This window comes from Fodinibius sp. GM108 (genome assembly GCF_058386985.1).
The window spans coordinates 132,612-158,843 of sequence record NZ_JBYEIR010000003.1 but is presented as its reverse complement, the minus strand read 5'-3'; the positions used below and the strand labels follow the sequence as shown (position 1 = coordinate 158,843).

The 26,232-nt window shown below is 43.7% G+C and carries 15 protein-coding genes; 14 read left to right on the top strand and 1 reads right to left on the bottom strand.

What is annotated here, in order from left to right:
* Positions 1 to 98: 98 nt before the first annotated feature.
* The 7 genes from ACT3ID_RS06640 to ACT3ID_RS06610 all read left to right on the top strand — a co-directional run bounded on the left by ACT3ID_RS06640 (position 99) and on the right by ACT3ID_RS06610 (position 12,189).
* Complete coding sequence (locus tag ACT3ID_RS06640) at positions 99 to 2,048, top strand: beta-L-arabinofuranosidase domain-containing protein (RefSeq protein ID WP_491541475.1); 1,950 nt, start codon at positions 99 to 101, stop codon at positions 2,046 to 2,048.
* Positions 2,049 to 2,090: 42 nt separating this feature from the next.
* Positions 2,091 to 3,737: an arylsulfatase gene (locus ACT3ID_RS06635; RefSeq protein ID WP_491541219.1), complete on the top strand. Its 1,647-nt coding sequence runs from the start codon at positions 2,091 to 2,093 to the stop codon at positions 3,735 to 3,737.
* Positions 3,738 to 3,754: 17 nt separating this feature from the next.
* A complete protein-coding gene (locus ACT3ID_RS06630; protein WP_491541218.1) occupies positions 3,755 to 5,029 on the top strand; it encodes a mandelate racemase/muconate lactonizing enzyme family protein in 1,275 nt (424 codons plus the stop codon).
* Between the two features lie 90 nt (positions 5,030 to 5,119).
* On the top strand, positions 5,120 to 7,135 hold the full coding sequence (locus tag ACT3ID_RS06625) for a glycoside hydrolase family 127 protein (protein ID WP_491541217.1): 2,016 nt from the start codon (positions 5,120 to 5,122) through the stop codon (positions 7,133 to 7,135).
* Between the two features lie 151 nt (positions 7,136 to 7,286).
* Positions 7,287 to 8,867 carry a glycoside hydrolase family 43 protein gene (locus ACT3ID_RS06620; protein ID WP_491541216.1) on the top strand — a complete coding sequence of 527 codons (1,581 nt, stop codon included), beginning with the start codon at positions 7,287 to 7,289 and terminating at the stop codon, positions 8,865 to 8,867.
* 122 nt (positions 8,868 to 8,989) lie between these two features.
* Positions 8,990 to 10,669: an arylsulfatase gene (locus ACT3ID_RS06615; protein WP_491541215.1), complete on the top strand. Its 1,680-nt coding sequence runs from the start codon at positions 8,990 to 8,992 to the stop codon at positions 10,667 to 10,669.
* A gap of 47 nt (positions 10,670 to 10,716) precedes the next feature.
* Positions 10,717 to 12,189, top strand: coding sequence for a sulfatase-like hydrolase/transferase (locus ACT3ID_RS06610; protein WP_491541214.1), 1,473 nt, complete (start codon positions 10,717 to 10,719; stop codon positions 12,187 to 12,189).
* A gap of 28 nt (positions 12,190 to 12,217) precedes the next feature.
* Here ACT3ID_RS06610 and ACT3ID_RS06605 read toward each other — a convergent pair whose 3' ends face one another.
* On the bottom strand, positions 12,218 to 13,168 hold the full coding sequence (locus ACT3ID_RS06605) for a formylglycine-generating enzyme family protein (RefSeq protein ID WP_491541213.1): 951 nt from the start codon (positions 13,166 to 13,168) through the stop codon (positions 12,218 to 12,220).
* 413 nt (positions 13,169 to 13,581) lie between these two features.
* On the opposite strand from ACT3ID_RS06605, the gene ACT3ID_RS06600 reads away from it, so the two are divergent.
* From ACT3ID_RS06600 to ACT3ID_RS06570, 7 genes are all read left to right on the top strand, one after another.
* Entirely contained in the window at positions 13,582 to 16,587 is a 3,006-nt protein-coding gene (locus tag ACT3ID_RS06600; RefSeq protein ID WP_491541212.1) for a SusC/RagA family TonB-linked outer membrane protein, read from the top strand.
* 17 nt (positions 16,588 to 16,604) lie between these two features.
* Positions 16,605 to 18,119 (top strand): RagB/SusD family nutrient uptake outer membrane protein, encoded by a 1,515-nt coding sequence (locus ACT3ID_RS06595; RefSeq protein WP_491541211.1) that lies wholly within the window; start codon positions 16,605 to 16,607, stop codon positions 18,117 to 18,119.
* 129 nt (positions 18,120 to 18,248) lie between these two features.
* On the top strand, positions 18,249 to 19,451 hold the full coding sequence (locus ACT3ID_RS06590; RefSeq protein WP_491541210.1) for a hypothetical protein: 1,203 nt from the start codon (positions 18,249 to 18,251) through the stop codon (positions 19,449 to 19,451).
* Between the two features lie 17 nt (positions 19,452 to 19,468).
* Complete coding sequence (locus tag ACT3ID_RS06585; protein WP_491541209.1) at positions 19,469 to 21,115, top strand: sulfatase family protein; 1,647 nt, start codon at positions 19,469 to 19,471, stop codon at positions 21,113 to 21,115.
* Positions 21,116 to 21,152: 37 nt separating this feature from the next.
* Entirely contained in the window at positions 21,153 to 22,703 is a 1,551-nt protein-coding gene (locus ACT3ID_RS06580) for a sulfatase family protein (protein ID WP_491541208.1), read from the top strand.
* Between the two features lie 9 nt (positions 22,704 to 22,712).
* Entirely contained in the window at positions 22,713 to 24,065 is a 1,353-nt protein-coding gene (locus tag ACT3ID_RS06575; RefSeq protein WP_491541207.1) for a sulfatase family protein, read from the top strand.
* Between the two features lie 68 nt (positions 24,066 to 24,133).
* On the top strand, positions 24,134 to 26,224 hold the full coding sequence (locus ACT3ID_RS06570; RefSeq protein ID WP_491541206.1) for a hypothetical protein: 2,091 nt from the start codon (positions 24,134 to 24,136) through the stop codon (positions 26,222 to 26,224).
* The last annotated feature ends 8 nt before the right edge of the window (positions 26,225 to 26,232 follow it).

Here is a 26,232-nt window from a genome sequence, read left to right as displayed (position 1 = left end):
GACCTCTCAAATTCTGTCAAACTGAATACTTAAATATCAACTCTTAACCGCGCGGACTTGTGAATAAAATTAAAATTGTTATTGTTCTTTTTGCATTGATGGGCTTCACTGCTCGTTCTGCATACAGCCAGGATGACAGCCCAAATTCCAATCACCTCAATCGGCCTCCGTTGAAGCAGGTGCCATACCAAATTTTACCGTTGGGTAGTGTTCAGCCAGAGGGTTGGCTTAAAGAGCAGCTCAACCGAATGGCCGACGGACTGACCGGAAATCTGGGGGAAATATATCCTAACGTGGGCGAATCAAATGCCTGGCGTGGTGGAAATGGCGATGTTTGGGAACGCGGTCCGTACTGGTTGGATGGTCTGGTGCCGCTGGCATATACACTGGATGATCAGGAGTTGATCGATAAGGCAAAACCATTTATTGAATGGACGTTGAATAGCCAGCGAGAGGATGGCTTTTTTGGTCCTTCTGCCGATGATGAGTACACAGATAAGCGCGGCTTTCAAACGGGAAACGTGGAAGACTGGTGGCCGCGCATGGTAATGCTCAAAGCACTTCAAAATTATTATGAAGCAACTGGCGATGAGCGGGTTATTAAATTTATGACCAATTACTTCCGATACCAGCAGGAGCAGTTGGCAAAGAAGCCGATAGGGCACTGGACGTGGTGGTCGGAGCGCCGCGGCGGTGAAAATCAAGCCAGTATTTATTGGCTTTACAATAAAACCGGTGATGAGTTTCTGCTGGATCTGGCTCAAATTGTTAATGCACAAACTACAGATTGGACGCGCGTTTTATCCGGTGAGCCCAATCGTCGGCATGTAGTAAACACGGCTATGGGTATCAAACAGCCTGCCATTCAATATTTGCAAACCAAAGATGAGCGTCATTTAGATGCCATCGATATAGGATTGAAGCATTTAATGGAAGAGCATGGTCAGGTTCAGGGGATGTTTTCTGGGGATGAAATATTGCACGGCACAAATCCCACCCATGGCACCGAGTTATGTGCTATCGTAGAATTTATGTATAGCCTGGAAAATCTGGTTGAAATTACTGGTCGCGTAGATTATGCCGACCGCCTGGAAAAGGTGGCTTTCAATGCTCTTCCGGCACAGACTACTGATAATTTTATGGGACGACAATATTATCAGCAGCCAAACCAGATTATTGTTGATGAAGGAGTAGGGCGCAAAAGAAATTTTATTACGCAGCATTCTCTTACGGAAACCTGCTTTGGCTTAAACAACGGCTATCCTTGCTGTACCACAAATATGCACCAGGGTTGGCCCAAGTTTGTTAAAAGTCTTTGGATGAAAACCAATGACGGGGGACTTGCAGCGATGGTTTATGGTCCTAACTCGGTGGATACCGAAGTGAACGGGGTCCAGGTAAAAATCAACGAACAGACCAACTATCCTTTTGAAAATACCATTCGGTTCGAAATTTCAGCCGATGAAATTGTGGAATTCCCACTTCATTTACGAATACCTTCATGGGCTTCCGGGGCTAAGGTTAAGGTAAATGGAGAGGTTGAACAGTATCCTGAAAACGGAGGCATAGCAAAAATCCGTCGACAATGGAGAGAAGGGGACACAGTAGAATTGAACTTACCGATGGAGTTTACCACCAGCCGCTGGCATGAAAATTCTCTGGGCATAGAACGAGGTCCGCTTGTATATGCTCTTAAAGTAGATGGAAAGCGAGAAAAAATTGATGAAGAACATGGAATTCCGACATGGGGATTTCAGCCTACAACACCCTGGAATTACGGTCTGTTGATAAATCCGCAGAACCCCTCTGATGATTTGGAGTTGACGGAAACGGAGATGCCCGATTATCCCTGGAATTCCGAATCGGTTCCCCTGGAAGTAACGGCCAAGGGGAAACAAATACCTAAATGGACTGAATACAACGGAAACCATGGCCCGATTCCGCACAGCAAGGTTAAGTCGGATGAAAAAACAGAAGAAATTACGCTTATTCCCTATGGGGCTACCATACTCCGGATATCGGAAATTCCGCAGATCAGGGATAATTAATTATCCTCAAATAAAAACGAACTGCGAATCATAACCTTTATAATGAAAAAACTAACACTTTTTTGCTTTCTATTGATGGCAACTGCTATCGCTTGTACCGATGCAGAGGATGGATCTGTCCAGGAGCTGAAAGGTGAGCGTCCTAACATTGTGCTTATTCTGGCTGATGATATGGGATATTCAGATCTCGGCAGTTATGGGGGAGAAATTAGGACGCCGAATTTAGACGGACTGGCCGAAAATGGTTTACGCTTTACTAATTTCTATAATACCGCCCGATGCAGTCCATCGAGGGCAAGCATGCTCACCGGTCTCTACTCACACCAGGCGGGAGTCGCAAGGTTGGTTTACCGGGATTATGGCGGAGCATACCAAGGCTATTTGAACCGGGAATCGGTTACTCTGGCAGAAGTACTCAAAGAAGCCGGGTACAAAACTATGATGTCCGGCAAATGGCATGTTGGTCATAAAAAAGAAGAACAATGGCCGGTTAATCGAGGCTTTGATCGCTTTTATGGTATCCATGAACATGTGGACAGTTATTATACCGTATTAAATTGCTGCTCAGTCTATCTGGACGGGAAGGAACATATTGCTCCGACAGATGATCCCGAAAATGACCTGCATCTGGATAAAGATTGGTATACCACGGATGCATTTACCGATTACGGCATTCGCTTCCTGGATGAAGAAGTGCAAGGTTCCAAATCAGATCAGCCCTTTTTTCTTTATATGGCGTATAATGCGCCCCACTGGCCGCTGGAAGCCCCCGATGAAGACATTGAAACGTATCGTGGCGAATATATGGAGGGTTGGAATCAGCTCAGAGAAGAAAAGATCAAAAAGATGAAAGAAATGGGTGTTATTGAGGAATCAACTGAGCTTCCGTCTTCCGGAAATCCGAAGTGGGATACCTTGAGTACAGAGACAAAAGAAGAACTAGATTTCAGAAGGGCGATTTACGCAGCCCAAATTGATCGTCTGGATCAGAATATCGGGAGGCTGGTTGATCATCTTAAAGAAATAGGTGAGTATGAAAATACCCTGATTATGTTTTTGTCTGATAATGGTTCTTCCGGTGAGCCGGCAGAAGAAGCATTCGGTTTCAAATGGGGAGAAAATACTATTGATAACTATCCCAACTGGAAAGAAGACGGGAGACGATCATCAAGTCAGGGTAAAGCTTGGGCCAATTATAGTAATGTGCCTTTTCGCAAGTACAAGCGGTGGGTGCACGAGGGCGGGATAGCTACGCCTTTCATTGCCCACTGGCCTGACAAAATCCAGAATGAAGGCGGATTCAACCGAAGTGTAGGTCACCTTATGGATCTGATGCCTACACTCATAGAGGTGTCCGAGGCCGAATATCCTACAGAATACAACGGTAATGAGATCCAGCCTTTGGAAGGCAAAAGCCTGATTCCGTTTTTCAAAGGAGAAGAACAGGAGCCGCATGAGTACCTGTTTTGGGAGCATATCGGAAACAGGGCGGTAAGAAAAGGAGAATGGAAACTTGTAGCCGAAGAAGGAAAAGAATGGGAGTTGTACAACCTGCAGAAAGATCCTTCCGAAACAAATAATGTCATTAGTGAACGTCCCGGTACTGCTGAAGATTTAAAAGCGGCTTACCAACAGTGGGCAGAGAGTAACGACGTGCGCGACTGGCCACTGGAACAAGACCAACAGTAGAATAATTGACAGTTAATATGGAGAACAATATTTCACGCGGTAGTTTTCTGAAAATGGGAGCCGGCACGGCTTTATCGCTGGTTACTCCTTTTAATATTTTATCCTCATCGTTCCGGAAAGGACCGGCTATAGAAAAAATCACGGCTTTGCCGGTTCAGGGTGAGTTTTATCGGCCTATAGCAATGAATGCCTACGACCGGGCCCCCAAAGGTATAGGTGGTAAAACGACTATTCTACGTGTAGTTTTGGATGATGGAACCGAAGGTATTGGCATTCTCGGGTATCGACGCATTAATGATGATAAGATTGAAAAGATCAAGCAATTAGTCGGCATAACACCTTCTGAGATTTACCAGTGGGAGGGAGAGCAAATAACCGGCTTTGCCGATGAATTTCGCCCTCTGCTAACCGACCCTAATTTTGCTTTTATAGAATCTCCCATCCTTGATGCGATGGGAAAAATTAAGGAAAAACCGGTTTGGCAGTTATTCGGTACAAAGTTAAGAAATGCCGTTGATTGCTATGACGGAACTCTCTATTTCAAAGATGTTGAATTTGATACTGGGGTTTCTGTTTTGGCCGACCTTGCCAAGCGCATCCAGGAGGATGGATATAAAGCCATAAAGATGAAAGTAGGCCGTCCCTCAAAATGGATGAGGGGTGAAGCAGGCGTACAGCGTGATATAGATGCTTTTATCGCTGTTAGAGAGGCAGTGGGAAATAACTTCAATTTGATGGCGGATGCCAATAACGGTTATAAAGATCAGTTTGATTGGGCGATAGAATTTTTATCGCAATGTCTGCCTCACGACATGTACTGGATTGAGGAAATATTTCCTGATTCAGTAGAGCAGTATCGGCGTCTGCATTCAGCGTTGAACGAAAAAAATCTGAAAGTTCGCGTTGCCGAGGGCGAAAGCATGCCGGATATAGATAAGTTTGAGCCGTTTCTGGATAAAAAAGTCTATAATATTATTCAGCCGGATATGCGCACTGGAGGATTTACAAATATTTTACGGGCTTCAAAGCGTGCTAAGCCGCATCAAATTTCAGTAGTGCCGCATAACTGGCAGAGCGAAATAGGTAAGCTGATGAGTATTCATGCAGCTACGATTGACCGGAATATTACCTTTGCCGAAGATGATCGCTACGATAATTTTGGCGTGGATTCTTCCGGATACTTGTTCAGAGATGGGCAGTGGATTCCGCCCGAAGAGTCTGGCTGGGGTATTCAGCTGACTGATCATTACGATTATTTCAAAGAGAAGAATCAAGAACTGGTAATTTCCTGATTTTATCTCAGTAAATTTAAACGACAAGCTAACTTTCTTATTAAATAAACAATGAAAGATTTAAAAAATATACACCAACCAAGCCCAATCATGAACAGATATATAAGTTTTATGAGTGTCTCTCTAGTTGGATTGATGATCAGCTTGGTGCTTCTAACCGGATGCGGTGACACAGAAGATGATGACTATCCTGTAGAACCGGTGGAATTTACCTCGGTAAAAGTGACCGACGATTTTTGGGGACCCCGGATAAAAAGAAATTATAAGAAAACAATCCCCATCGCCATCAAAAAATCCAGAGAAACCGGACGAATTAAAAATTTTAAAGTGGCCGGAGGCTTAGAAGAGGGTACTTTTAATTCCCGATTCAGATTTGATGACAGTGACGTCTTCAAAATCATTGAAGGTGCTTCTTACAGCTTGCAGACCTATCCCGATGAAAAGCTCGAGGCGCAGCTGGATACGCTGGTTCATTATATTAGTGCGGCACAGGAGGAAGATGGATATTTATATACCGTTCGTACCATACTCGGAGACAGTGCTACAAAAGTTGATCATATACGAAAAGTGGGCGACGAGCGATGGGAGATGGTCCGTGAGGGTAGCCATGAACTGTATAATCTTGGACATATGTTTGAAGCTGCAGTGGCGCATTACCGGGCCACGGGCAAGAAAGATCTGCTGAATGTTGCAACAAAAGCTGCTGATCTGGTCGCAAAAGAGTTTGGTCCTGATAAGCTTAAGGAAGTGCCGGGGCACCAGGAAATAGAAATCGGGCTTGTAAAACTTTACCGAGTAACCGGCGACGAAAAGTACCTGGATTTGTCTAAATTTTTCCTGGATCAACGGGGTAAGTTTGAGGATCCCGAAGAAGAGGGGCGAAGCTATGCACAGGATCTTAAGCCTGTCGTTGAGCAGGAAGAGGCTGTGGGCCATGCCGTAAGGGCCGGTTATATGTTCTCATCGATGGTGGACATTGCCGCACTTAAAAATGCTGATGATTACGAAGCCGCGCTGGATAAACTTTGGGATGACGTAGTGAATACTAAGATGTATATCACAGGCGGTGTTGGAGCAACAAGCAAAGGGGAAGCTTTTGGCGAAAGTTACCAGCTGCCCAATATGTCGGCTTATGCCGAAACATGCGCCTCAATTGCCAACGTGTTTTGGAATCATCGTATGTTTCTGCTGAAGGGTGATGCCAAATATTACGATGTGCTCGAGCGAACGCTTTACAATGGTGTGATTTCAGGGGTCTCGCTTGAAGGTGATCGATTCTTTTACCCTAATCCACTTGCTTCCGATGGCGACCATCAACGGAAAGAATGGTTCGGCGTGGCATGTTGTCCCTCCAACACTTCTCGATTTACGCCCTCTGTACCAGGATATGTTTATGCCAAGAAAAACAATCGACTCTACGTGAATCTTTTTATGGCTAACGAAGCAGAAATCAATCTCGAGAATCACAAGGTACAAGTAGTACAGAATACCGATTATCCGTGGAGCGGAGATGTTGAGATGGAAATTAATCCAGAGCAAACCGGTACATTTGAAGTGTTGGTTCGCGTTCCCGGATGGGCGCGAAACGAAGCTGTACCCGGAGATCTCTATCACTTCAGCAAAGAAGTCGAAGAAGCTCCTGAATTTCGCGTGAATGGAGAAACAATTGAACCTGATATGGAAAATGGATATGCTGTTATCTCCAAAGAATGGGAACAGGGAGATAAAGTCTCAGTTGATTTGCCCATGCCTGTTCGAAAAGTGAAGGCAAACGAAAAAGTAGAAGCCGATCGCAATCGCCTGGCTCTGCAGCGTGGTCCGTTGGTTTATGCTTTGGAAGGAAAAGATAACAATGGGCATGTAGCTAATCTTGTTATTGACAGGGATGCAGAGATTTCCGTTTCGCACAAACCCGATCTCTTAAAGGGTATCTATACGTTAGAAGGACCTGCAAAAAGTGTTTGGAAAACTTCTCGTGGGCAGGAAGTCAAAGAATCTTCTTTTACCGCCATACCTTATTATGCATGGAATAACAGGGGAGCGGATAACATGGCTGTCTGGGTTCCTGAAACCAAAGAAGAAGCAGAACCTGCGCCAACTAACTGAGATTAAGCCTTAAAAAGGTGGTTTAGGGTGGGACGATATCCCACCCTAATTGTGTGATACTGTATCGGCAAATAAGAGGACAGTATTCGCGTCTCAAGACTAACTAGGTTCTGGATATTAATGAAGCATAGAAAATATAATTTTTAAAATTATGAAAGGAATTAGTGGTGTCGTTTGTAGTTGGCTTTTAGCTATTCTTACAGTCTTATTGGTTACTGGTTGTATCAGCAATCAGAAAAAATCGGAGCAGCCCCATGAAATTGTTAATCCCGTCTTACCCGGAGATCGGCCAGATCCCACTGTTATAAAAATTGACGATACCTATTGGGCATCGGCAACATCCAATGAATGGGCACCTTTATTTCCCATATTCAAATCAGAAGATTTGGTTAACTGGGAATTGGCGACCTATGTTTTTCCTGACGGTGCACCTGAGTGGGCGGAAAAGAATTTTTGGGCGCCCGAACTTGCTTACGATCAGGAACAGGATAAAGTATATGCTTATTATACAGCACGAGATAAGAAATCAAGACGCTTGAGCGTAGCAGTGGCCAGTGCCGATAATCCCGATGGAAAGTATACTGATCACGGTCCACTCGTGGCACAGAAACTCGGATCTATTGATGCTTATGAAGCTCGTGACAAAGACGGTACGCTGTATTTGTTGTGGAAAGAAGATGGAAACAGCAGAAGAGAACCAACGCCGATGTGGGCACAAGAAATTACTGAAGATCGTACTGAGCTTATCGGGAAAAAACATGAATTGTTTCGGAATGACGAGCCATGGGAAGATCAATTGGTAGAAGGAATCAGTATTTTTCAAAAAAATGGTTATTTCTACGCTACCTATTCGGCTGGTGCTTGTTGTAATAAAGCCTGTGATTATACAACAGGTGTTGCTCGCTCAGAAAGCCTCTTGGGACCGTGGGAAAAATATGACGAAAATCCGGTCCTTACAGATAATGAAGGTTGGAAATGCACGGGACATGGTTCCGTCGTAAAGCGCGGCGACGAATTTTATTTCCTTTATCATGCTTACAGCAGAGAGGGCTCTGTTTATGTAGGACGCGAGGCAGTGTTGGAAAAAATTCAATGGACCGAAGACGGTTGGCCAATATTTGAAAATAATGCTGAATATAATCGTGATCGTGCGGCCTGGGATTTTTCGGATGATTTTAGTTCAGGATTAAATCCTCTTTGGCAGTGGCGTGTGACGCAGGATATTAACTACCAAACCGGCTCTGATGGTTTGATGTTACAGGCATCAACAGAAAATGAAAAGTTGGGGACGGTGCTCGTACAACCCACTACCTCACCTGATTATGAAATATCTGCCACAGTTGATCTAAGAGATACCGGAGATGACGTTGAAGGAGGTATTGCTTTAATAGGTGCAGCGAGTAATGGTTTTGGTGCTCCCGTTGCAGGTATGGGTATTTCTGCCGGACATAACTCATTGAAAGTGTGGAAAACGGTGAAAAAGGAAACACAAATTATAGAGGAATTACCTGTTAACCAGCCCAATAGATCTGTAGATTTAAAAATAGAAGTCTCCAATGGACATCTTCTTAGTTTCTCTGTAAAGAAAGACAATGATTGGAAAATACTAAGTGAAAATAAAGATGTTTCGAAACTAGTTCCCTGGGGGATGGGTCTTCGCCTGGGAATGACTGCTAAAGGCAACTCATCTCAGTCAGTAAATATTAAAGAGTTTAATTTAGTCAACTACTAACATTCGCATAAAACCAGACGTTTTATGTAAGCTTACATTACCGCATCTTTGCTTTCTCTGCTACGAGTGGGCCAAGTGAATACTTTAAATCTCTTTATCTTAAATTAGCCTGTAATTCTTTTATGGATCGAAAATCATTTCTGAAATATGCTGGATTCGGATCTGCCGGTTTAGTAGCTGATTCTGCAGTAAATCCTTTTAATATTTTAAAGGGAGCTGCACAAAACCAAGGACGGCCCAATATCATCGTTATTATGTCGGATGATATGGGGATCTCCGACCTGGGCTGTTATGGCTCAGAGATTCAAACACCCAATTTGGACGGTTTAGCTGAAGGGGGTGCTAAGTTTAGCCAGTTTTACAATGCCGCCCGATGTTGTCCCACTCGTGCCAGCCTTATGACCGGTCTTTATCCGCACCAGTCGGGCATAGGGCATATGATGAAAGATCGAGGTGCTGAAGGATACCGTGGTGATTTAAATCAACATTGCCTGACGATTCCTGAAGTGCTTAGCGATGCCGGGTATTCTACCTACATGAGTGGAAAATGGCATCTGACAAAACATATTGGTCAGTGGAGCGGTGAAGAAAAACTAACATCTAAACACAACTGGCCGTTGCAAAGAGGATTTGATCGTTTTTATGGTACCATAATCGGAGCCGGCAGCTATTATAATCCTATCTCTTTAGTTAGGGATAATACAGCAATCCAGCCTGAAGTTGAGGATTACTATTATACCAATGCTATAACCGATAATGTTGTAAAACATATCAATGAACATGCCCAGGCGGATGAAGATAAACCCTTTTTCAGTTATGCAGCTTATACGGCTCCACATTGGCCTTTACATGCCTTAGAGGAGGATATAAAAAAGTATAAAGGATATTATGACCGAGGATGGGATAAGGTACGGAATCAGCGAATGGAGAAGATGCAAGAAATTGGCCTGATTGATAGCCGTTGGTCATTAAGTGAACGAGATCCAAAAGTGTCGGAATGGGAAAAAGCCGAAAATAAAGAATGGGAAGCGCGGCGGATGGCTGTTTATGCAGCGCAGATTGATCGTATGGATCAGGGAGTTGGTCGCATCGTAAATACACTTGATCAAAATGATCAGCTCGATAATACGTTGATCCTGTTTTTGTGCGATAATGGAGGGGCTGCTGAAATTTTAACGGAAAGATGGAAACATTTACATGCTTTTCCTGACAAAACGAGAAATGGTAAAAATGTAAGGGTAGGGAACAAACCTCATATTATGCCCGGTCCTGCCGATACATATCAAAGTTATGGTATTGGATGGGCAAATGTTTCAGATACTCCTTTTCGTTTATACAAGCATTATGTCCACGAAGGTGGTATCGCATCTCCTTTAATTGCTCATTGGCCTTCTAAGATTAATAAACAAGAAGATTGGAAGAGGCGGCCGTCGCACCTGATAGATATTATGGCTACCTGTGTAGATGTAGCGGATGCCGAATATCCGGAGAGCTATGATGGAAAAAAGATTCATCCTTTAGAAGGAGAAAGTCTTGTTCCGCTTTTTGAAGGCAAGCAGAAGGAGAACGATAGAACACTCTATTGGGAGCACGAGGGGAATTGTGCTATCCGTGATGGCAAATGGAAATTAGTGAAACGTCACAAAAAGCAATGGGAGCTATTTGAAATGGAGACCGATCGCACCGAGACAGAGGATTTGTCCGAACGATTTCCTGAAAAGGCTTCTCGTCTTAAAAACAGCTACGACAAATGGGCTGATAGAGTTGGAGTGCTTTCCTGGCCTGTTCGTGGAAATAACTAAGAGTTTCGATACGTGTTAGTTTCTAGCGTAATAATTTGAATATCCCAATGAGAAAATATTCTGCCGGCATAATTGGTATTCTTGCTTTGGTCATTGCTGTGAGTACGTGTAGTGACCAGCAAACTTCAAACGAATTACAGCCCAATATTGTAATTTTTTTGGCTGATGATTTAGGCTACGGTGACTTAAATCCTTATGGAGGAATAGCCGATACTCCCAATCTTGATAAGTTATCCCAGCAGGGACTAACATTTACTGATTTTTATGCCCCTGCTCCAAACTGCTCACCCTCCCGGGCGGGACTGCTTACCGGACGAAATCCTAACCGCGTTGGAGTTTACAGTTACCGTCCGCCCGGCAGTAACATGCATCTTAAGGATGAAGAGATAACTATTGCTGAGCTTTTGAAACAGGAGGGATATCAAACAGCCATGTTTGGAAAGTGGCATTTAAGTGATCTGCACAGTCCGGAGGAAGCCAACGATCAACCTACGCCGGGCGATCAGGGATTTGATTACTGGCTGGCTACAGAAAATAATGCTCAGCCTTCACATTACAATCCGGGAAATTTCGTTAGAAATGGGGTTCCTGAAGATACTTTGGAAGGTTATTCAGCTCATATTGTTGCCCGGGAAGCAAACAAATGGATAGAGCAGAAAACCAGTAGTAGCCCCTTCTTTTTATATGTTCCTTTCCATGAAGTTCATAAAAAAATAGCCTCACCTGATTCTCTGATTGAGAAGTATAACAAATATGAGGATGATAAATACCTGGCAAATGTTGAAAATTTGGATGCAGCTGTAGGGAAAGTCATTCAAAAAATTGAGGAAAAGGGTGAACTTCAAAATACGCTCATCATTTTCTCCTCCGATAATGGCTCGTATCGATATGGCTCCAATGGTAATTTACGGGGATACAAAGGGGAATCTTTCGAAGGGGGAGTACGGGTACCAGGAATCATTTACTGGCCTAAAAAGATAAAATCGGCTCGTACTGTCTCTACACCCGCGGGACTCATTGATTTACTTCCAACAATTTCTGAATTAACAGATACTTCACAGCCTGATGACCGGACAATAGATGGAGTAAGTTTAGCCTCCATCTTTGAAGGACAAAAGTTAAACCGACAAAAACCATTATTGTGGTTTTTCTACAGAGCTCAACCTGAACTGGGTTTGCGCGATGGTAAATACGTACTTAACGCTTCTGCCCGGGACACGGTGGCTCGCACACATTATTTTTCTGAGAAAGACATGTCTTTTATTAATCAGATACAACTGAAAGAATTTAAGCTCTACAATATTGAAGAAGATCCCCTGCAGAAAAATGACATATCGAAAAAAAGATCGATATTGCTTGATTCACTGACGAGGAAATCTCAAAATATATTTAAGGGAATTATTGAAGAGGGGCCTTATTGGAAAAATTTGCCTGGCTTCAATTCCCAAAGAGCAAAACAAAAACCCAGTTTTATGAGAAATAAAGAGGCCAGATGGGATATGGGAAAAGAAAATAACTAGAACAGTTAATTTTAAGGTAGCACTTTATTTATGCATCTCTAACACAGCGGAATCCCATGTTTCCAGTCGAACTGTCTGGCGTATTACCAGATCGGGCAGCCACACGATATCGATTACAATAAGATTTATGGCACAGGTAGGAACCGCCGCGAATAACTTTGGCTTCGCCCTTACCAGGTCCTTGTGGATTATCACTTATCCGTAGCAGAGGATAGCTGGGGCTAAACCAGTCCTGAGTCCATTCCCAGACATTACCGGATATATTATATAATCCATAGTTATTAGGTTTGAATGAATCCACTGGAGCTGTACCAGCATAGCCGTCATTTTTGGTATTACGATCCGGGAAATCCCCTTGCCAGATGTTACATCGATGTTCTCCTTCCGGCGTTATTTCGTTACCCCAGGGGAATTTCTTTTGCTCCAATCCGCCGCGTGCCGCATACTCCCATTCGGCTTCTGTAGGCAAGCGTTTTCCGGTCCACTCGCAAAAGGCTATTGCATCATTCCATGAGACATGGACAACCGGGTGATCCATTCGGTTACTGATACTGCTTTTAGGACCTTCAGGTTGTTTCCAATAAGCCCCTTCAATTCCTTTCCACCATGGAGTATCATCTGGAGAGGGGAGATCTTTCTTTTTAAATCTATCAGGCAAGAAATTTTTAAATACGAATGACCAGCCGTACTGCTCAGCATCAGTTTTATATCCTGTAGCGCGAATAAATCTGGCAAATTCAATATTCGTTACAGTAGTTTCATCAATCCAAAAAGGGTCTACCTGAACTTCCCGAACAGGTCCTTCACCATCCTCGGGGAACCCTTCTTCCGTATCCGTTCCCATTAGAAAGCTACCCCCGGAAAGCTTTGTCATGCCATCTGTAGAGTTGTTTGTGTTGTTGGATTTAATATGTTGCTGTTTATGTACCTTTTTACTGCCATTCCTGCCAGCTGTGCAACATTTTGCAGATTTCCCCATATCAAAAGAATTTTAAGTTACTAGACTATGAGTTAGGTAAGTCTAATATAAGTAAGCTCCAAGAAACTTCATCAGATCTCAATAGATAGCGATAACAAATCCTTATGTTCTGATGAATGATCAAAACCAATTTCCTTCATTTATCATGTATTAATATTTATCTTTAACTACATAATTATCATTATGTTACAATGAGGTTAATTAGAGACTAAACTTCAAACATTACGCTTATTTAAGAAAAAGCTTGACAATTTTTTTTATTCTTTTATATTGCTATTAGATGTTATCGTTAACATAAAACGATAGTCCGTAACACGTCTATCAACATAGATATTAATCTATTGCTGGTGGGAAAAGGATCAATTCAACGGGATCTATATTAATTGAATATAAACAAAAGGGGATATAGCATTATGAAAAACTGCTACACTTATTGTTTGGTAATTGCTCTGCTATTTGTAACCGGTTTCAGCACTGTTGAAGCGCAAGAAGTTTCGGGTACGGTAACTAACGTTCAACAAGAGCCGATGGCCGGTGTCAATATCTTGGTAAAGGGTACCACCCAGGGTACTACTACTGATGCCGAAGGGACATACAGCCTGTCAGTTCCCAGCCTACAAGATACATTGGTTTTTACCTTTGTAGGTTATGAGGAGTTGGAAGTTCCTATTGAAGGACAAACCCAGCTCGATGTTCAAATGTCACCTTCAACTTTAAGAGGGGACGAGGTTGTAGTTATTGGATATGGTGAGGTTGAAAGACGTGATCTAACAGGTTCTGTATCGTCTGTTTCTTCTGAAGACCTCAATCCGGGTGAAAGTGGTTCTATACAATCACTTATTCAAGCTAAGATGCCCGGTGTTCGCGTAGTAGAGAATTCCGGTGAACCCGGTGGTGCTTTGTCGGTGAGTATTCGTGGAGCTTCTTCTATTAATGCAGGAACAAGTCCTTTATGGGTAGTCGATGGTTCTCCTATGCCTGGGGGGCTAAGAACCTTCAATCCGGACGATATTGAATCTATTGAGGTACTTAAGGATGCTTCTGCAACTGCTATATACGGAGCACGTGCTGCCGGTGGAGTAGTAATGGTTACCACCAAACAGGGCTCCGGAGGACAAATGCAGGTGAACTATCACAATTACACCAGTATGAACTATCCGGTTTCTAACCTGGATCTGCTTGAACCTACCGAGTATCAACAAGTTATCAATGGTATTATTGATGATGGAGGCGGTAATCCGGAAGATCGTGTTGAAAGCACAGGTGCAGAAACAGATTGGCAGGAACAGATTTTTAATCCAGGAGCTTTAGAACAATATCATTCCCTTTCTTTTAGCGGTGATAGCGAAGGGTTAAATTATTATGTATCGATGAACCTGACGAACGAAGATGGTATAATCCATACTTCTGAATTCGAGAGATACGGCGGGCGAATAAATCTGGATTATTCAGAGGTCGACAACTTTGAATTCGGAACGAGACTTAACATTAATTATATCAAAGATAATATGCCTCGTGTAGGATTCGGATTAAATGAAAATGCAGGAGCGGTTTATTCTGCTATGTTTTTTGATCCGACAAAGCCTGTCTATAACGACGACGGCACCTTTTTTGAACATGATGATCTCACAATAAATAACCCCCTTGCTATTATAGAGGGTGAAGATAGAACAACTGAAAGAAATGCTTTTGCCGGCTCTGTTTACGGGGAATATTTATTCACACCTAGTTTAAGTGTACGGTTGAATGCTGGTTTCGATTTTATGAATGTCCGCAATGATATTTATATCAGCCGCCTGACACAGATCGGAAGAACGACAGGCGGTAATGCAATTATTAATCCGAATCAAAGTCAGAATTATTTTCTCGACGGCACAATCCGTTATGAAAATACGTTCGGAGATCATGATTTAAATTTATTGGGTGGGGTTGAAACCCAGCGTTTCATGAATTCGGGAACATTCCTGTCGGCTCAAAACTTTACTACCGATGCGACGGGTACTGATAATATGGCTTTAGGAGATCCTGAAACGTATGACATCAATAGTAGCAGATCCAGTAACAGACTTCTTTCAGCTTTTGGAAGAGTTAACTATACCTTTAATAACAAGTATTTAGTAACTGCTACATTGCGTGCCGATGGGTCCACACGTTTTGGTGAAAACAATAAGTTTGGGTACTTCCCATCTTTCGCATTGGCTTGGCAAATGGGCGATGAAGAGTTCATGCAGGGTCTGGATTTCATCAGCGAACTTAAACCTAGAGTGAGTTGGGGGCAGACTGGTAACCAATCTATTGGGAACCTGTTGTCAACAACCACATTTAATCCGGGTGGAAGGGCAATATGGGATGATCAACAAATTGTTGGTTTATCTCCTGCCAGACTGGCTAATCCGGATATAAAATGGGAGACTACTGAACAGTTTGATATTGGATTTGATATCTCGCTTTATGATGGCCGCATCAACGGTAGCTTTGATTATTTCGAGCAAACTACTCGTGATATGCTAATGGCCATGCCATTACCACAAGAGACTGGATTTAATTCTCAAATCCAAAATGTAGGTAGTATTGCAAATAATGGTTTTGAAGTTGAGCTGGAAACCAGAAATGTCACGACTAATGAACTGCAGTGGACTTCAAATGTTAGTCTGTCTACTGTTAATAATGAAGTGACTGACTTGGGGCCCGTTGAGGAAATTATTACTGGTAGTTCCGGTTTTACGAATCAATTTTTCCTGATACGAGAGGGAGTGCCACTTCGTTCCTATTATGGTTATGAAATTGAAGGAATTTGGCAGACAGATGATGACTTCTCTCAAATTCAGGAAAATGTACAGCCAGGCGACTTGAAATTCACCGACCAAAACGGGGATGGACAAATTAATGCTGATGATCGTGTTGTCCTTGGTAATTCATTTCCTGACTTCACATATTCAATTGATAACACTTTTAATTACGGCAATTTCGGTTTAAGGGTGTTGGTGGAAGGAAGCCAAGGTGTTAAAATGCTGAATAACAATCTGGTTGATACTTACTTTCCCGTTCAGCTGCGAAGAAACAAGTTAGCGGAACCATATTTGAATCGCTGGACGCCAGATAATCCATCAGATAAATATCCTTCTTTTGTAAATCCGGGTTCACAGGGACAAAATGTGGTGAATTCACGTACAGTCGAAGACGCTTCATATATCCGGTTAAAGAATGTTCAAATAAGTTATAACCTGCCTAATGAGCTTATATCGAGGTTTATGCGTTCTGCCCAAATATATGTTACGGGTACAAATCTGAAAACTTGGAGCGATTACACAGGATTTAATCCTGCACAAAACCCTGGTGGTGATCCTAATGCGCGGATAGATTACAATGCTTATCCGCTGGCCAGAAAATTTCAGCTGGGCATTAAGCTGGGACTGTAATTTTAATGACAGGTATTATGAATATTCTTAAAGAAAAAGAGGAATTAGTTATGAAAACGACCAAATATTTATCAGTACTGTTGTTACTTGGCTTCTTTACGCTTCAGGGATGCAGTGATAATCCTCTTGATGAGGAAGTACATTCAGAGTTAGCACCAGAGAATGTATTATCATCCGAAGAGGGAATTGAATCTGTCTTGGCTTCTGCTTATCAAACGATTACCTGGCCGGGCAGAGCAAGATGGAATAATCTTGAAGAATGGCCGACCGATATATCCTGGCAAACAGGCGGTGGAGAAAACAGAGCGGCTCAACCCATGTTAAATTGGGAGTGGGATGCATCAATGCCGCTTTTCAATATTATTTACAACCGCCACTACAGTACGATCCGGGATGCAAATATTATCCTGGAAAATGTGGAGGAAATCGAAGGGATTCCCGCAGATCGGGTTAATGCCCTTACGGCAGAAGCCCGAGCACTTCGTGCCTGGGCCTATTATCGTTTGTATATATATTTTGGACCAACACCGATACGTACAAGCACTCAGGATGAATTTGAGATGCCAAGAGCCAGTGAGGATGAGTTTAGACAATTTATCGAAGATGAGTTGACGGCAGCTATTCCAAATCTTCCCGAACCGGGGAATGAGCCAAATTACGGCCGCATAACACGTGGCGGGGCAATGGGGCTTCTAACGAAGTTCTACCTGAATACCCGACAGTGGCAAAAGACTGATGATATGGCACAGGATGTGATTGATTCAGATTATTATAGTTTGTTCCCCGAATATGAAGACTTATTCAAAGTCGAGAATAATGGACCAAGTCATCCTGAATATATGCTTGTCAATACTGCTCATCCCGAAGGTCCGGGGGGATTTGACGGAATGAATGTCATGAACGCTACTTTCCCGTGGGGTTTCAAGGAGTGGCCAGAAAAGGATCTGGAGATGCAACCGAACTGGAATAACTGGGCATCCCAGTATCGACTCCTCGACTCTTTCTATAATTCTTTTGAAGAAGGAGATGAAAGACGTGAGCTTATTCTAGTAGAATATGTGAATATGCAAGGTGACACGGTTAACCTGATGGAGGATTATGACGATGCAACCCGTGCATTTAAATATTGGCCAGACCCAAATGCCAATGGAAACCTGCATGGTAATGATGCACCTGAGATCCGTTATGCGGATATCCTGCTCGCACGCGCCGAGGCTCTAAATGAGCTTAATGGTCCTAATCAGGAATCCATTGACCTTATTAATCAGGTCAGAAACCGAGCTGGTTTGGATGATCTGTCATTGGGTGACTTTGGTAGCACAGAAGAACTGCGAAATCATATTCTTGATGAACGAAAGTGGGAGTTTTATAACGAAGGCACAAGGCGACAGGATCTTGTAAGACATAATCAATATGTCGAAAATGCTGAGGAACGTGGTGTTCCGGGAGCTGCTGAGCACCGGGTTCTCTATCCGTTGCCGCAGCCGGCGTTGGATTCCAATCCCGAGTTAGAGCAAAATCCGGGTTATTAATCGAAAGTAAATAAAACAGATGCCCTGGTAGAAAAGATAAAGAGCCGGTAAGGATAATTTACTTCCGGCTCTTTTCTTTTTTTAATCTTATTCAAAAGCCATATCTGAATAGTCGCGAATATTTTAAGCATGCAACAAAGATTCACATATATAGTCTTTTTTTTAGCAATTGGATTGGGGATTCTTACAGGCTGTAGCGAAAGCGTCAGTGATTCCTCACCTGGGGAAGAACCTCTCCCTGAAGAGGAGATAGAACCACCTGCTCAGGAAGTGGGAATAAATGTAAACGGGCAATATAACCTGATGAAATTCGAGAATATTGACCGTTCCGGTACAACGTGGGTCAGGGGTTTTCTGGATTTTTTTCAGCTCTATCCCGATGAATCTCAAATTGAAGAGGATCAGCGAGTTCAAAATTATATCAGGGTAAGCGAAGAAGGATACAAGAATATCCTCAGCATAAAATGGAATTTCAGCAACAAGAGTTTTCCGGATCCTTCCAGCAGCGAAATGCAGGACTATTTATCCTACCTGGATAAACTGCTGGATAAAACCTGGAAGTATACTGATATCATCGTTGTGGGCAATGAGCCGTTCATCGAGTCAAAACGCGATGAAAGAGGGGATAAGCTGATAGCTTTTTATAAAAAAGTGGCTAATTATGTTAACAGTTATCGTGAGTCATCCGACCGTGATATTCCCATCTTTGTAGGTGCCTTTAATAATCTCTATCTGGATGGATGGCGAACACAGGCTGTAAATGATTTATTTTCGTTTGCCAATAGCAATTCCTGGATAGCCGGTGTTGACTTGCACATCCACCATGCCAGCATCGAACAGCTCGACGAATTTATCAATTATGCCGACCTTCGTATTCGTAGTGATCAGCGGATTTTAATTAGTGAATTTTCATTGAAAGATCATTTTAGAACTAAAACAGACGAAAATATTCCGGAAGATTTTGCAAGTGAATACGGATATGATCCTGACACACAAAACTATGAATACCTTGATTATGCACTGAAAAATCAAGTTCCGCGAGAAGAGTGGGTAGATTTTTTAAGTAGCAGCTATTGGTTCGAAAATCGTAAAAATTACCTGTGGAATGCATACAAGCGGTTCAAGAACTACGATAAATTTCATATTGCAAATTATGCATTACGGCAAAGCTTTCCCTTTAACAAAGACTTTACAGCCAGTATTGATCCTTGGATTTTAAATGGTCTCTTTGCTAACAGAACGGTGGAAACTGATCCCGAAACGGGTCAGCACCAATTTAATTACGCCTGGATTAAAGATTTTGCCGCGATCCAGGAAGATTCTGAAAACTAATTAATATTTGGATAGACATGATTTCATTTTGTAAGTATTGCTTATCCAATAAGCTGTTTGGACTTTTATTATTTGCAGGTGTTTGTGCATTGGCAGGGTGTTCAATAAATGCCGAAGAAACCAGTACCCCTAACATAATTATTATTTATACTGATGATGTTGGCTATGGGGATATAGGTGTTTATGGCGCTGAGAAAATTGAAACGCCCAATATTGATCAATTGGCTGAAGAAGGAACCCAATTTACAAATGCCTATGCCACATCGGCTATGTGTACACCCAGTCGCTATTCAATGTTGACGGGGCGATATGCATTCCGGCATCCCAGCGCGGGTATTCTTTCAGCAGAAGATCCCCTCATTATAGAACCGGGTATGACAACACTGCCATCAATGCTGCAAAATGCCGGATACCAAACTGCAATCGTTGGTAAATGGCATCTCGGATTGGGAAGTGAAGGCAAGTCGATAAACTGGAATGGCGAAATTAAACCCGGACCTTTGGAGGTCGGCTTTGGTGAATCATTTATTCTGCCGGTGACCAATGACCGCGTGCCGACTGTTTTTGTGGATGGACACGAGGTTTATCAGCTGAGCGATAATGATGATTCCTTGCAAGTTGCGTATCCGGAAGAGGGACACCATGATTATCAGGAAGAGCAGTTTGGCGAAGAGGAGGAACAATCTTCTTCAAAAGTTCCACAGCCTTTGGTAGGTGATCTGCCTTCTGGCCATACGCATCCCGAGGATCTACGTTATCCTGCTGATGCCCAGCATTCGGGGACAATTGTCAATGGCGTAAGCCGCATCGGTTACCAGGCCGGCGGACAATCAGCATGGTGGGATGACGAACAAATGGCTTCGGTCTTTACAGAGAGATCAAAAGAGTTTATGACAGAAAACGCAAACAACCCTTTCTTCCTGTTTTTATCCATGCATGAAAACCATGTGGCTCGAATCCCTCATCCTGATTTTGTCGGAACCAGTGATACCGGTCTGCGCGGTGACTCGGTTCACGAGCTTGACTGGGTTGTAGGGCAGGTGATCAGTAAACTTGAGGGTCTGGGTATTCGTGATCAAACTATGATCATATTTACTAGTGATAACGGACCTGTTTTCCATGACGGATATGAAGACGGAGCCCTTAAGGATCATAACGGGCACGATCCCAGCGGAATCTACCAGGGTGGAAAATATGTAGCCTATGAAGGTGGTACACGCATGCCAACCATTATAAGCTGGCCCAATCGAATAGAGCAGGGGACAACTTCAGATGCTTTGATCAGCCAAGTAGATTTATTGGCTTCTCTGGGTGAGCTCGTGGGCGGTGAAATCTCTGATCTAGATAAGTTAGACTCTGAAAATGTGTTACCAGCATTATTGGGCGAATCATCAGATGGCAGGGAGCATCTGGTACAGCAATCCAGCGATGGACTGGCACTGCGGATGGGCCCGTGGAAATATATAGCGGAAGGTGAGCGGTCGGAATGGGCCTACAACCGCCATAATCTGGGCGATACCCCACTCAATGTTGAACCTCTGGATGCAACAGAGCACCTGTATAATTTGGAGGAGGATCCTGAGGAAACTAAAAATTTAGCTGATGAACATCCTGACAAGCTGGAGGAGATGAAGAGTTTACTGGAAAAAATTAAACAGAAGTAAATAACCGGGAGTCAAAAACTCAATTTATCCTGACAAAATGGATTTAAAACTTGTTTTCGGGATCGTTTTATTTGCAGTTGTAATGGGATGTTCAGAAAACAACGTCGGGGAATTACATGACAGACCTAATGTTATTATTATTAATGCTGATGATCTTGGTTATGGAGATGTAGGCGCTTATGGCGCCACGAAGGTCCAGACGCCCAATATTGACAGACTTGCTGATGAGGGACGAAAATTCACCGATGCTCACTCTGCTTCAGCTGTCTGCTCCCCCTCCAGATATGCTTTGATGACAGGCCGATATCCTTTCCGCAAAAATCTTCGTGGCCCGTTATTTATGAGAGCTCCGCTTCAAATCGATACTGCTCGTACAACTGTAGCAAGCATGATGAAGAAAGCTGGCTATGCTACCGGGATGATTGGCAAATGGCACCTGGGCTGGGGAAATGAACAGCCGGTGGACTGGAATAAAGAGTTAAAACCAGGTCCGCTGGAGGTGGGGTTTGATTATTATTTCGGTATTCCCGTGTTAAACAGCCATCCTCCGTTTGTATATGTAGAAAACAGCAGTGTATTGGGATTGGAGCCGGATGATCCGTTGGTGTATGGAGAAGAGGCAAAAACCCGGGAATTTGATGAAAAATTTCGTCTTGATGCGATTGGTGGTGCTGAAAAAGCTCATGAGTTATATAAGGACAGAGAAGTAGGCACTACACTTGCTAATAAGGCCGCCGACTGGATCAAAGGTCATAAGGATGAACCTTTTTATCTGAACTTTTCTCCTCCGCAAATCCACCATCCGTTTACGCCGGCGCCTCGTTTTATCGCTTCAAGTAATGCAGGACGATATGGTGATTTTATCCATGAACTTGATTGGATGGTGGGTGAAGTCATAAATGCTCTTGAAGAGGAGGAACTTTTAGATCAAACACTCATAGTACTGACCAGCGACAATGGTGGAATGCTTAACCGCGGCGGGCAGAATGCCTGGGAAGCGGGTCACCGGCTGAATGGTGAACTGCTCGGATTTAAATTCGGCGCCTGGGAAGGAGGCCACAGAGTTCCTTTTATAGTTCATTGGCCGGACAGAGTACCTGCAGGAACCGAATCGGATGAACTGATTTCAAACGTGGATATCCTTGCCACGTTAGCGGCGCTTGTAGATTATCCGCTCGATGATGATGAGGGACCTGACAGTTATAACATGCTACCTGCCTTTACCGGCTCACCGGAAGAGCCCATCAGAGATCATCTTATTATCAGTCCCAGTCGTAAGTCTCATCTTTCTGTCCGAAAAGGAAAGTGGATGTATATACCTGCACAGGGAGAAGGAGGATTTGGCGGTACAGAAATTGGCGAACACACCTTTGCGGGCGCTGCAGCACATAAACTCACGGGCCAGGAAAACAGCGACGTACAAAATGGTAGGATTAAGGATGATGCTCCCTCGGCCCAGCTCTATAATTTAGAGTCAGATCTCAGCCAAAAGAAAAATCTCTATAACGAATATCCTGAAGTTGTGGAAGAATTAGATGAGATACTTAAAAGCTATAAATACATAAATAGTTTTAACCTTGGTAATTGATAGCCTCGAATGAATTTTCACCTTAAAAATTCGATCATTTGCATTCTACTCCTTTCATTCGGAGTGGCATGTCAGGATAAACAAGAGACCATTTCGGAAAAACCCAATATCATTATTCTTTTTACCGATGATATGGGGTATGGAGATCTGAGCAGTTATGGGCATCCGTCTATCAAAACACCTAATATAGATAAATTGGCCGATCAGGGGGCCCGTTTCACTTCCTTTGTGACGGGTAATTGGTGCGTACCGTCTCGTACTCAGTTGATTACTGGTCGTTATATGCCCCGGGTCAATTTTGGCGGTGCAACAGGGGCTAACGGGCGTGGAGGAATGCCGGACAGTGAATTGACGCTTGCTGAAGGACTTAAGGAAGCGGGATATGTCACCGGGATGGCCGGAAAATGGCATCTTGGTCATTATGAAGATCAATACCTTCCGCCTAACCAGGGATTCGACTCATGGTTTGGAATGCCTTATTCCAATGATTTTAGAAAACCATGGGTGCGGACTGACCGGCCGCTGGGACTTTTCCGTGGCACTGAAATGGTGGAGCATCCCATTAATCAAGATTCGCTGACGGTTCGATATACTGAAGAAGCCATTCAATTCATTCGTAATCAGTCTGTAGAAGATCGGCCGTTTTTCTTTTATCTGGCTTATAATATGCCGCATCTGCCGCTTCATACGACGGAGCAATTTAGAGGCCAATCAGCCAGCGGGCTTTACGGTGATGTGATCGAAACAATCGACTGGAGTGTAAAAGAGGTGCTCAAGTCCCTTGATCAGAACGGAGTAGCTGAAAATACAATCGTCTTTTTCGCTTCAGACAATGGTCCCTGGACAAATATGCCGGATCGAATGAAGCAGGAGGGGAATAAACCCTGGCATGCCGGTTCGCCGGGACACCTCCGCGGAGCGAAAGGTACAACCTATGAGGGTGGACACAGAACGCCGGCTATGATTCGATGGCCGGAGCAAATTGAATCCGGCCGGGTTACGGATGAACTTGTTGCCAGTCCCGATATTTACAGGACACTGCTGGAGCTGGCGGGAGCTGAACTGCCGGAACATGAAATAGACGGATATGATCTGATGCCGTTTCTTACGGGCCAGTCAGAGGAGTCACCCCGAAAAGAATACGCCTATTTCAATGGCAATGAGCTTGAAGCAATGCGCAGTGGAGAATGGAAGTTGAGTTTTGCCAATGACAAAGCTCAATTGTATAACTTACAGAAAGATCCTTCCGAGCGGTATAATCGGGCGGATGAAAAGCCGGATATTGTTAAACAAATACAACAAAAAATGCAGCAGTTTGCTGATGAAGTGGGTGCGAATATACCCCACTCAGAAAATGATTAAGTAATTTATATAATTGCATGGTAAGTAAGGAGATAAGCACACGTTTTATAATTTTTAAAGTGCTGGGAGTGATATTTCTACTCCTCTCTGTAGCTTGCACAAATAATGTGCTATTGGAGGAGCCACGGTCTGGCATATCCCAGGAAATAGAAAAAGGAATCCCTTCCGGATTCGATAATTTTATCGCGGAAATTAATTATGATTCTTTGGGTACAGATGAACCAGAGTTTTCATATATGCAATTGTCGGATAATCTTGCAAAGATCACCTTGACATGGCGACTTTCCGATACGCTGCATGTTGATGACTGGCAGTTGAATATTCATCCTGATTTCACACCGGATTTTCACTGGTCGCCCCATCTGACTCCCATGGATGAGCATATCATTGGGCAGCACGTATTTCGTGCACCTGCCCTGATTGTGGCTTCGGAGCCGGAACAGAAGCAGTTAACAATCATTCCCGATCTTGATTTACTGCAAAATGAAAATTCCGTTCCGTGGTATATGGATATGAATGCCCCGGATAATAAACTAACATTGGGAGCGGCCGATCAGAAAGTTGAAGAGCACGTGCTGTTCAAAAGAGAAGAGGAGACAGTCTTTCCGCCCGGTGAATTTAAGTTCGGATTCTATGTCATGGCCAATTCTGATGATTCTGCTCTGTCTAATCCATGGAGAAGACCGCTGGAGTTTATGTGGGAGCGATGGGGCAGTCCCGCCTACAATGAAGGGGAGCCAATGGAAGGGAATCTGGAGCCTTACGTAGAGCATACCTACAACTGGGCTTTTAACAGCTGGGAAGAAAATGTCTGGCAGGAGTTTGAGTTGGAAGGCCAAAAAGTAGGCGCCCCGGCTTTTATTATCAATATGACGCAAAGCCCCAATTATCCCGGTGAAGTCGATGAACGGGAATTCCGATCGATATGGAATCAAACCTGGTTCAGTTCGCTGCGTTCAGCACAGGGTGTATTTCGTTATGCACGGCGTACGGGCGACGGAGAACTGATGGAGAGGGCGAAATTAACCAAAGAACTGGCGCTTGCTTTTCCACAGAAAGAAGGTTTTTTCCCGGGTCTTATTGCCACGGAAATGGAGGAGATCGAAATAGATGGCGAGACCTATAATCGTTCCAAAGGATGGAATACCTACTATTTCGGCAACTCCAACCGCAACCCCTATACACGTGATCCACGGGAGGCGCCCTATCATATTGTAGATATGAGCTGGACGGCCTATCAGATGCTTCGCTGGTATGATGAGCTGGAAAAGGATGAACGTTTGCTCAAATACGCGACCCGCTTTGCTAATTCCCTGATCGAGCTGCAGGACGAGGAGGGATTCTTTCCGGGCTGGCTATCCAAAGAGAACCTGGAACCGATGGAGCACCTGAACCGGTCACCTGAAACGGCCATGTCGGTAACATTTCTGCTAAAGATGCATGAGCTGACAGGTGACAAGATCTATTATGATTCGGCTATCCGGGCGATGGAAGCAGTGACGGATGAGATCATTCCGAAAGGACGGTGGGAGGATTATGAGACTTACTGGTCGTGTAACCGGTACGGTACGGAAGATCTCATCAATAAAAAGGTGGAGCGAAATAATATGTACAAGCAGAATAATTTGTCTATGTACTGGACGGCCAAAGCGCTGCTTGAATCGTATCTGCTGACCGGCGAAGAGAAGTATCTTGACTATGGCCGGCGAACACTCGATGAGCTGCTGATGACCCAGGCGACGTGGCAGCCGCCGTATATGTATGTCAATACCCTGGGCGGTTTTGGCGTGATGAATGCCGACGGGGAGTGGAACGACTCCCGTCAAAGTCTCTTTGCGGAACTGATTATTCGCTATGGTGAGCAGTTGGACAGCGAAGAATATATCCAGCGGGGACTTGCCGCTCTGCGGGCCTCATTTGTGATGATGTATGCTCCTGAAAATCCCAAAACAAAAGAGCAGTGGGAGAAGAAATGGGAATTTTTCGGCAAAGAGGATTACGGATTTATGATGGAGAATTACGGGCATGGGGGTACCACCGATCCCGGCGGCGTGGGAATCGGTAGTTTCACGATATACGACTGGGGAAATGGTGCGGCATCCGAAGCCTACAACCGTATAGTGGATCACTACGGTATGGATTTTATTAGCAGGAAATGATTACAACT

Excerpts from the sequence above, each read along its gene's own strand:
- ACT3ID_RS06640 (WP_491541475.1), top strand. The coding sequence starts at position 99 with ATGGGCTTCACTGCTCGTTCTGCATACAGCCAGGATGACAGCCCAAAT.
- ACT3ID_RS06635 (WP_491541219.1), top strand. The coding sequence starts at position 2,091 with ATGAAAAAACTAACACTTTTTTGCTTTCTATTGATGGCAACTGCTATC.
- ACT3ID_RS06630 (WP_491541218.1), top strand. The coding sequence starts at position 3,755 with ATGGAGAACAATATTTCACGCGGTAGTTTTCTGAAAATGGGAGCCGGC.
- ACT3ID_RS06625 (WP_491541217.1), top strand. The coding sequence starts at position 5,120 with ATGAACAGATATATAAGTTTTATGAGTGTCTCTCTAGTTGGATTGATG.
- ACT3ID_RS06620 (WP_491541216.1), top strand. The coding sequence starts at position 7,287 with ATGAAAGGAATTAGTGGTGTCGTTTGTAGTTGGCTTTTAGCTATTCTT.
- ACT3ID_RS06615 (WP_491541215.1), top strand. The coding sequence starts at position 8,990 with ATGGATCGAAAATCATTTCTGAAATATGCTGGATTCGGATCTGCCGGT.
- ACT3ID_RS06610 (WP_491541214.1), top strand. The coding sequence starts at position 10,717 with ATGAGAAAATATTCTGCCGGCATAATTGGTATTCTTGCTTTGGTCATT.
- ACT3ID_RS06605 (WP_491541213.1), bottom strand. The coding sequence starts at position 13,168 with ATGGGGAAATCTGCAAAATGTTGCACAGCTGGCAGGAATGGCAGTAAA.
- ACT3ID_RS06600 (WP_491541212.1), top strand. The coding sequence starts at position 13,582 with ATGAAAAACTGCTACACTTATTGTTTGGTAATTGCTCTGCTATTTGTA.
- ACT3ID_RS06595 (WP_491541211.1), top strand. The coding sequence starts at position 16,605 with ATGAATATTCTTAAAGAAAAAGAGGAATTAGTTATGAAAACGACCAAA.
- ACT3ID_RS06590 (WP_491541210.1), top strand. The coding sequence starts at position 18,249 with ATGCAACAAAGATTCACATATATAGTCTTTTTTTTAGCAATTGGATTG.
- ACT3ID_RS06585 (WP_491541209.1), top strand. The coding sequence starts at position 19,469 with ATGATTTCATTTTGTAAGTATTGCTTATCCAATAAGCTGTTTGGACTT.
- ACT3ID_RS06580 (WP_491541208.1), top strand. The coding sequence starts at position 21,153 with ATGGATTTAAAACTTGTTTTCGGGATCGTTTTATTTGCAGTTGTAATG.
- ACT3ID_RS06575 (WP_491541207.1), top strand. The coding sequence starts at position 22,713 with ATGAATTTTCACCTTAAAAATTCGATCATTTGCATTCTACTCCTTTCA.